Annotated in this window: 5 protein-coding genes and 1 pseudogene; 4 read left to right on the top strand and 2 right to left on the bottom strand. The window is 43.4% G+C overall.

The window, feature by feature from the left end; all coding sequences use genetic code 11:
* Positions 1-192: pseudogene (locus tag QUA40_RS08185) on the top strand (IS630 family transposase); the annotation flags it as partial.
* Between the two features lie 76 nt (positions 193-268).
* Here QUA40_RS08185 and QUA40_RS08180 read toward each other — a convergent pair.
* Both QUA40_RS08180 and QUA40_RS08175 read right to left on the bottom strand, forming a co-directional pair.
* Positions 269-436, bottom strand: coding sequence for a hypothetical protein (locus QUA40_RS08180; protein WP_333123817.1), 168 nt, complete (start codon positions 434-436; stop codon positions 269-271).
* A gap of 172 nt (positions 437-608) precedes the next feature.
* On the bottom strand, positions 609-998 hold the full coding sequence (locus QUA40_RS08175; RefSeq protein ID WP_333123814.1) for a hypothetical protein: 390 nt from the start codon (positions 996-998) through the stop codon (positions 609-611).
* Between the two features lie 489 nt (positions 999-1,487).
* Between QUA40_RS08175 and QUA40_RS08170 the strand changes: the two genes are divergently transcribed.
* From QUA40_RS08170 to QUA40_RS08160, 3 genes are all read left to right on the top strand, one after another.
* Positions 1,488-4,010, top strand: coding sequence for an ATP-binding protein (locus tag QUA40_RS08170; protein ID WP_333123812.1), 2,523 nt, complete (start codon positions 1,488-1,490; stop codon positions 4,008-4,010).
* Between the two features lie 143 nt (positions 4,011-4,153).
* Positions 4,154-5,617 carry a CIA30 family protein gene (locus QUA40_RS08165; protein WP_333123810.1) on the top strand — a complete coding sequence of 488 codons (1,464 nt, stop codon included), beginning with the start codon at positions 4,154-4,156 and terminating at the stop codon, positions 5,615-5,617.
* 294 nt (positions 5,618-5,911) lie between these two features.
* Positions 5,912-6,790 (top strand): sugar ABC transporter permease, encoded by an 879-nt coding sequence (locus QUA40_RS08160; RefSeq protein WP_333123807.1) that lies wholly within the window; start codon positions 5,912-5,914, stop codon positions 6,788-6,790.
* Positions 6,791-6,837: the final 47 nt, after the last annotated feature.

Genomic DNA, 6,837 nt, shown 5'->3' with positions numbered 1-6,837 from the left:
CTTCCACCTTATTCTCCCGAGTTACAACCAGCAGAGCGGTTATGGAAATTGGTGGATGAGCCATTAGTCAATACTTATTTTAATTCCTTAGATGACCTGGAAAAAGTCTTAGTTGAACGCTGCCGTTTTCTCCAAGAAAATATGCAAACAGAAATTAAGGCTTTGACCAATTATCATTGGTTGACTTATTGATGATTTGTTGTAGACCTTTGTCAACCGGATTCCGTATTATACCAGTATCGAAAACATCCGCCAAGCTGTCGAACTTTCAGGCGCTATTATCGGGACTGTTCAGACGCAGCGAGACTTTTCGCTGCTGGCGACAGGAGATTATCCGATTTACCAAAGTGCGATCGAACGTCCCGCTATTTGCACCGGATGCCGCTACTATTACGGCAGAAGCGATGGCGGCTACCTGCTCAACTGCACGATCCACCCCCGTGGCCCGGAAACAGAAGATTGTCGCGATCGCGAACCGGAATAAGTAGTAAAAAATCTGGACTCTGATCCCAGATTTGCCACCCGGGAAAACTTTCTTCTGAAACCAATATTTTCCCTGATATCTTTCAGATTACCCCCGATCCCATTATTTTTGAGTTCCTAAATAATTAAATCCTTCTCTCCCAGATAACTAAATCCTTCTTCCTCCTGAGAGTTCCCCTAACAACTGATGCTGCAACTCGAATTAATTGCATCATGCTTGCCGGATGAGTGATCGCCCAGATATTAATAGCCAGACAAATGATTGCCATAACTAGCAAGATGTATGTCGGAGGCATTACTACCCCGATCGCGAACCAGGTAAAAACGTGAAATATCATTGCTGTAGCCCAAAGGCTGGCCACAACCACAGACGCCCAAACTTGTATTCGAGGTCGGTTTAGTCCTGTCAAAATCCCTGTCTGCAAAGTAGTCAGCAAGTTAGCCGGAACTAAAAAGGCACAGATAGCTATGCAGTGAGTATGAGAAAACTCGGTAACTGTATTGAAGTCGATCATCAGTCTAATTGTCGGGCCTGTTGGATATACTTACAGAGCTTAGCGTGACTTGACTTTCATATCTTGTCACCCTTACTTTAACTTAATATTTCAGTCAGTAGGCCGCTCTGGAGACGCATTTCTCTCCCCGTTTTTTAGCACAAAAAATTTTACCACAAATATTAAAGTTTGGGAAAATTATTAAACCTACTTGAATAATCGCCACAATTGCTATGATAATTAAGATCAGGGAGCGATAGTATAGAAGAGCCAAGTCGGTAAAATTTTTAGAAGGCTGAGGCTGGTCTAACAGCAAAAAATACGGCAGGCTGATTTTAGACTAAATCATTTTTGATTGGCTGATTATCGGATGATTGATTCTCCGTGTCCGTCCAGGGAGCGAGCCGTTATGCGATCGAACAATATGAGATTATTATGGAAAAGCCGATTTGCTCTCCAATCTCAAATCAATAGAACCCTCTACAAATTTTACAGCGGAAGACAAAGAAAATGGATCACCAAATCACAATTCCCGCACTCGAAGAAGTTGACTTGACAAACTGCGACAGAGAACCCATTCACCTATCCGGGCACATTCAGCCACACGGGGTGCTACTTGTTGTACGAGAACCTCAACTAGAAATACTGCAAGCTAGCGAAAATACGCAAGAGTTGTTAGGAATTGATGCAGCCAGTGCGATCGGTAAAAATTTGAGCTTATTATTCAGTCGAGTTCAACTTAAAAAACTTAAGCTTTGTTTGCAGAATGAAAACTTAAAAACCGTTAATCCTATTAAAATCTATGTCAAGAATAAAGGTGGATATTTAGAATTTGACTGCATACTCCACCGAGTAGAAGAAGTATTGATGGTCGAGTTAGAATTAGCCACAAACCCAGAAAATCTTTCCGTTTTTAGCTTTTATCATTCAGTAAGAGCCACTGTCAGCAAAATTCAAAGCGCCAAAAATCTCAAGGAATTATCTCAAATAACTGTAGAAGAAGTCAGGAATATATCTGGTTTTGATAGAGTTATGGTCTATCAATTTGACCACGAAGGCAACGGCGCTGTGATCGCTGAAGACAAAGCAGAAATGCTGAGTCCTTTCTTAGGGTTAAACTACCCCAGCTCAGATATTCCCAAACAAGCCAGACAACTGTATTCGTTAAATTGGTTGAGGTTAATCCCAGATATTAACTATCAACCAGTTCCCCTGGTTTCAGGAAACAATGGTGTTACCGCCCAGCCCCTAAACCTGAGTTTCAGTGTGTTGAGAAGCGTTTCTCCCATTCACATAGAATACCTGCAAAATATGGGCGTTACAGCTTCGATGTCAATCTCGTTAATCAAAGACAAACAACTGTGGGGATTGATTGCTTGCCACAACTATACACCAAAATATCTCAACTATGAATTGCGCGCAGCCTGCGAATTTATCGGGCAAGTAATGTCCTTAGAATTGCAATCAAAAGAAGGAAACGAAGACTACGACTACAAACTACACTTAAAATCTCTTCAAACCAAGATTTTTGAAGACATATCCACGTCCGAAAACTTGTCACAAGTGTTAGTTAAATGTCAGCATAATTTGTTGGAAGCAGTCAACGCCCAGGGAGCAGCAATAGTATTTGGAGATACTTGCTATCAAGTAGGGCAAACACCTCAAGGAGAATCCCTCAAATACTTAACTCAGTGGGTGCAAAAGCATTTAAATCAAGAAATTTTTTATACAGACTCGCTCACCAAATGCTATCCAGAAGCTGAGGAATTTAAAGACACAGCCAGCGGGTGTTTGGCTATAGCAATATCGCCGACTCAGAAAATATACATTTTGTGGTTTCGCCCGGAAGTAATTAAGACGGTAAATTGGGCGGGCCAACCCAACAAACCAGTTGAAACCGATGAAAATGGCAACCCTCGACTGTCTCCTCGGAAATCCTTCGAGCTGTGGAAAGAAAATGTTAGGTGCAAATCGTTGCCTTGGAAACAATGCGAAATAGACGCTGCATTGGAACTTAAAAAAGCAATGATTAACATAGTGCTGCGCCAAGCTGATAAACTAGAAAAATTAAATACAGCACTAGAAGCATCAGTCACCAGAGAACGCGAAAAAACTGCTAATTTAAAAACCGCGATGTCCGAGCTTAAGCGGGCGCAAACTCAATTGGTGCAAAGCGAAAGAATGTCAAGTTTGGGACAGTTGGTGTCGGCGGTAGCTTATGAAGTCACTAACCCGATCAACTTCATCTACGGCAATGTTAGCTATGCCAATGAATACAGTCAAAAAATGATCAATTTATTGCAGCTTTACGAGCAGCACTATCCGTCGCATTCGCCAGAAATTCAAGCACAAATAGAAGCAGTTGAATTAGAGTTTATAGTTGAAGACTTACCGAAGTTGCTGGGTTCAATGAAAGTAGGAGCTAACCGCATCCGCGAGATAGTTCAGTCGCTGCGAAACTTCTCTAGAATTGACGAAGCAGACATTAAACCAGTTGACATTCACGACGGATTGGACAGCGCTTTGCTGATTTTGAGCAACCGACTCAAACCGAAGCCCGATCGCCCAGCAATTCATCTCAGAAAAGAATATGGCTCTCTGCCTTTGGTTGAGTGTTACGCAGTTCAAATCAACCAAGTATTTATGAATGTCCTGACAAATGCAATTGATGCTATCGAAGAGGCTTTTGTTAACCATAATTTATCGTCGCCCGGCGGGGACAAAGAAGAGCCAGTCAAGTGCGGACAAATTCGGATTGTAACTGAACTTTGTCCCGGAGAAAAAGCCGTAGCAGTTCGGATCAAGGACAACGGTTGGGGCATAGAAGAAAAAGTTCGCCAGAAAATTTTTGAGCCGTTTTTTACCACAAAATCGGTGGGCAAAGGTGCGGGGATAGGTTTGGCGATTAGTCACGAAATAGCGGTAGAACAACACGGTGGCAAATTGACTTGCATTTCCGCCCCCGGAGAGGGAACCGAGTTTATTATTGAGATTCCCTTAAGCCAAACTCATCCCACACCCATTGTCAAGTGAAAAAAAGTCAGCGCTAGCGAAGCTATCTTCCCGCAGGGGTTCCCGAAGCGTAGGCTAGGAAATAGCCCAAATTCAAAAATCGAAAACTCGATTAAAATACAAAAGCAGCTAAGTAGATTTGAGCCCATTCAGAGGAAGCTAGTATGACGGAAAAAAAAACCGCCCAATGGGATGCCGGCAGGTTTCTCAAAACCTTGGCTTATTTCGGCGTCATTCCCTTCATTGGCAGCATTAGCTGGCTGCAACAACTCTTTGGAAGCAGCAGCAAAACTAAAAAAGACCAACCCAAACTGATACTGGTAGCCGGTGCCACTGGCGGCGTCGGGAAGCGAGTTGTCAAGCGGCTGCAACAGCGGGGATATAGAGTACGCTGCCTCGTCAGAGATACCAAAAGAGCAACAGAAATTATCGGCAAAAATGTCGAATTAGTCGAAGGAGATATCACTCTCCCAGAAACGCTAACACCGTTAGTAACCGAGGGCGTGGAAGCAGTTATCTGCTGCACTGGCACCAAAGTTCAACCAGTAGAAGGAGACACACCAACCAGGGAAAAATACTATCAAGGCATCAAATTTTATATGCCGGAAGTTGTGGATGTTCCCGAAATAGTCGAATACAAAGGCCTCAATAATTTAGTGCAAGCTGTTCGCCGCCAGCTAATTCAAGCAGGCGAAAAAACAATTTTTGACTTCACAAAACCCAGCCAAGATTTAAAAGAAACTTGGGGAGCCCTCGACGACATAGTGATGGGTGGCACCAGCGAAAGTTCGATCGTACTTACAGACAATACAGCGATATTCACAGGCAATGTTTCTACCGCCAACTCGGGTGGCTTTGCTTCGGTGCGTACCCGCAACTTCGATCCTCCGATCGATCTGGCAGGATTTAGCGGCCTCCAACTGCGCGTCAAAGGAGACGGCAAGCGCTATAAATTGATTGTTCGCAGCGAAGCTAAATGGGATGGAATTGGGTATTGCTATTCGTTTGATACTGTTTACAATATCTGGATTACTGTCACCATTCCTTTTGATGAGTTAATTCCAGTATTCCGCGCCAAAACTGTTAAAGATGGCTCTAAATTGGATGCCAGCAGTATTTTTTCTTTTCAGTTAATGTTGAGCAAGTTTGAATATGATGGCGCACTCAACCCGAAATTTACACCGGGTATTTTTCAACTGGAGTTAGAATCTATTAAAGCTGATGGGGGACAGACTTTGCCGCGATTTGTGATGGTGAGTTCGGCAGGAGTTACCCGCCCGGGCCGCCCGGGAATTAACTTGGAAGAAGAACCGCCGGCAGTCAGGATGAATGATATGTTGGGGGGGATTTTGACTTGGAAGTTGAAAGGCGAAGATTGCGTGCGATCGAGCGGCATACCTTATACTGTTGTCAGACCTTGCGCTTTGACGGAAGAACCGGGAGGCAAAGCTTTAATATTTGAGCAAGGAGACAATATTAGGGGCAAAGTCAGTCGGGAAGATATTGCAGAATTGTGCGTGCAAGCCTTGGAACAGCCTCAAGCTTGCAACGTTACTTTTGAGGTGAAAGAGGGGGAAAATGGCAGTTCTCCCGGAGACTGGCAGGGTTTGTTTTCTGGAGTTAAATAACATATAGCACTTCTTAGTAAAATGAGGTACGCTTGGTAATTGCTAATTGAGAAAAAGGCGATCGCCGGCCAGCATACCTCACTTCTTTGAGAAATGCTAGGGGATAACCAATATTGATCAAGATTAAATGAACCGCGAAGACGCAAAGGACGCGAAGGAAGAGAAAGAAAAAGATCCAGTTCTTCCTTCGCGCTCTTCGCGTCTTCGCGGTTTAATCATTCCGATGCAACTGGATTTGGTATGATGAGTAAAACAATCACCAATAACTAATAACCAATAATTAATAACTTATTTATGCCTTTGACTTTTTTGCGACGAAACCTGACTCCTTATTTATTTTTGCTACCTGCTTTGTTTATTTTGAGTTTGACTGTTTTGTGGCCTGCGGTGCAAGCTTTTTATTTGAGTTTTACCAACTACGAATATGATTTAACTCAAATGCCGCAGTGGGTGGGGTTGAAGAATTTTGAGAGGTTGTGGGGCGATCGCACATTCTGGCAAACTTTGACGAATACGCTGCTGTATCTCGCTTGCGTTGTGCCTGTATTGGTTGTTCTACCGTTGGTAATGGCGATTTTGTGCAACCAAAAACTTAAGGGGATGAACTGGTTTCGAGCAGCATACTACACGCCAGCGGTGATTTCAATGGTTGTCGCCGGGATTGCTTGGAAGTGGCTGTTTGCTGAGACTGGATTGCTGAATCAGTTGGGGGAATTGTTGGGTTTACCTCCTGTTTCTTGGCTGGCTAATCCGAAGTTAGCAATCTTTAGCGTCATGGCGGTTACTATCTGGAAAGGATTGGGTTATTACATGGTGATTTATTTGGCAGGGCTGCAAGCTATTCCGGCAGAACTGTATGAGGCGGCTGCTATTGATGGTTCTGATGGTTTGGGAAAGCACTGGGATATTACTGTACCGCTGATGAAGCCTTATTTAGTTTTAGTTGCGGTAATTTCGGCTATTTCTGCTACTAAGGTTTTTGAAGAAGTTTATATTATGACTCAGGGCGGGCCTCGCAATAGTTCTAAGACTGTTGTTTATTATCTTTACGAACGGGCTTTTAAAGATTTGGAAATTGGCTATGCTTGTACGATCGGGCTGGTTTTGTTTTTGCTAATTTTGGGTTTGTCGATTTTGCAAGTTAGCCTTCAGGGTTTGACTCGCAAGGATTAAGATTTATGACTGATTAGAACTGACGCACTCCGGGCATCATAAACTCG

The sequence above is a fragment of the Microcoleus sp. Pol11C3 genome, from assembly GCF_036701485.1.
GTDB lineage: Bacteria > Cyanobacteriota > Cyanobacteriia > Cyanobacteriales > Microcoleaceae > Microcoleus.
Note: the sequence above shows the minus strand (reverse complement) of the source record. Positions and strands in the feature narration are given on the sequence as shown.

What these genes read in the sequence shown, in the direction of transcription:
- QUA40_RS08170 (WP_333123812.1), top strand. Translation starts at nt 1,488, where the DNA reads ATGGATCACCAAATCACAATTCCCGCACTCGAAGAAGTTGACTTGACA.
- QUA40_RS08175 (WP_333123814.1), bottom strand. Translation starts at nt 998, where the DNA reads ATGATCGACTTCAATACAGTTACCGAGTTTTCTCATACTCACTGCATA.
- QUA40_RS08160 (WP_333123807.1), top strand. Translation starts at nt 5,912, where the DNA reads ATGCCTTTGACTTTTTTGCGACGAAACCTGACTCCTTATTTATTTTTG.
- QUA40_RS08165 (WP_333123810.1), top strand. Translation starts at nt 4,154, where the DNA reads ATGACGGAAAAAAAAACCGCCCAATGGGATGCCGGCAGGTTTCTCAAA.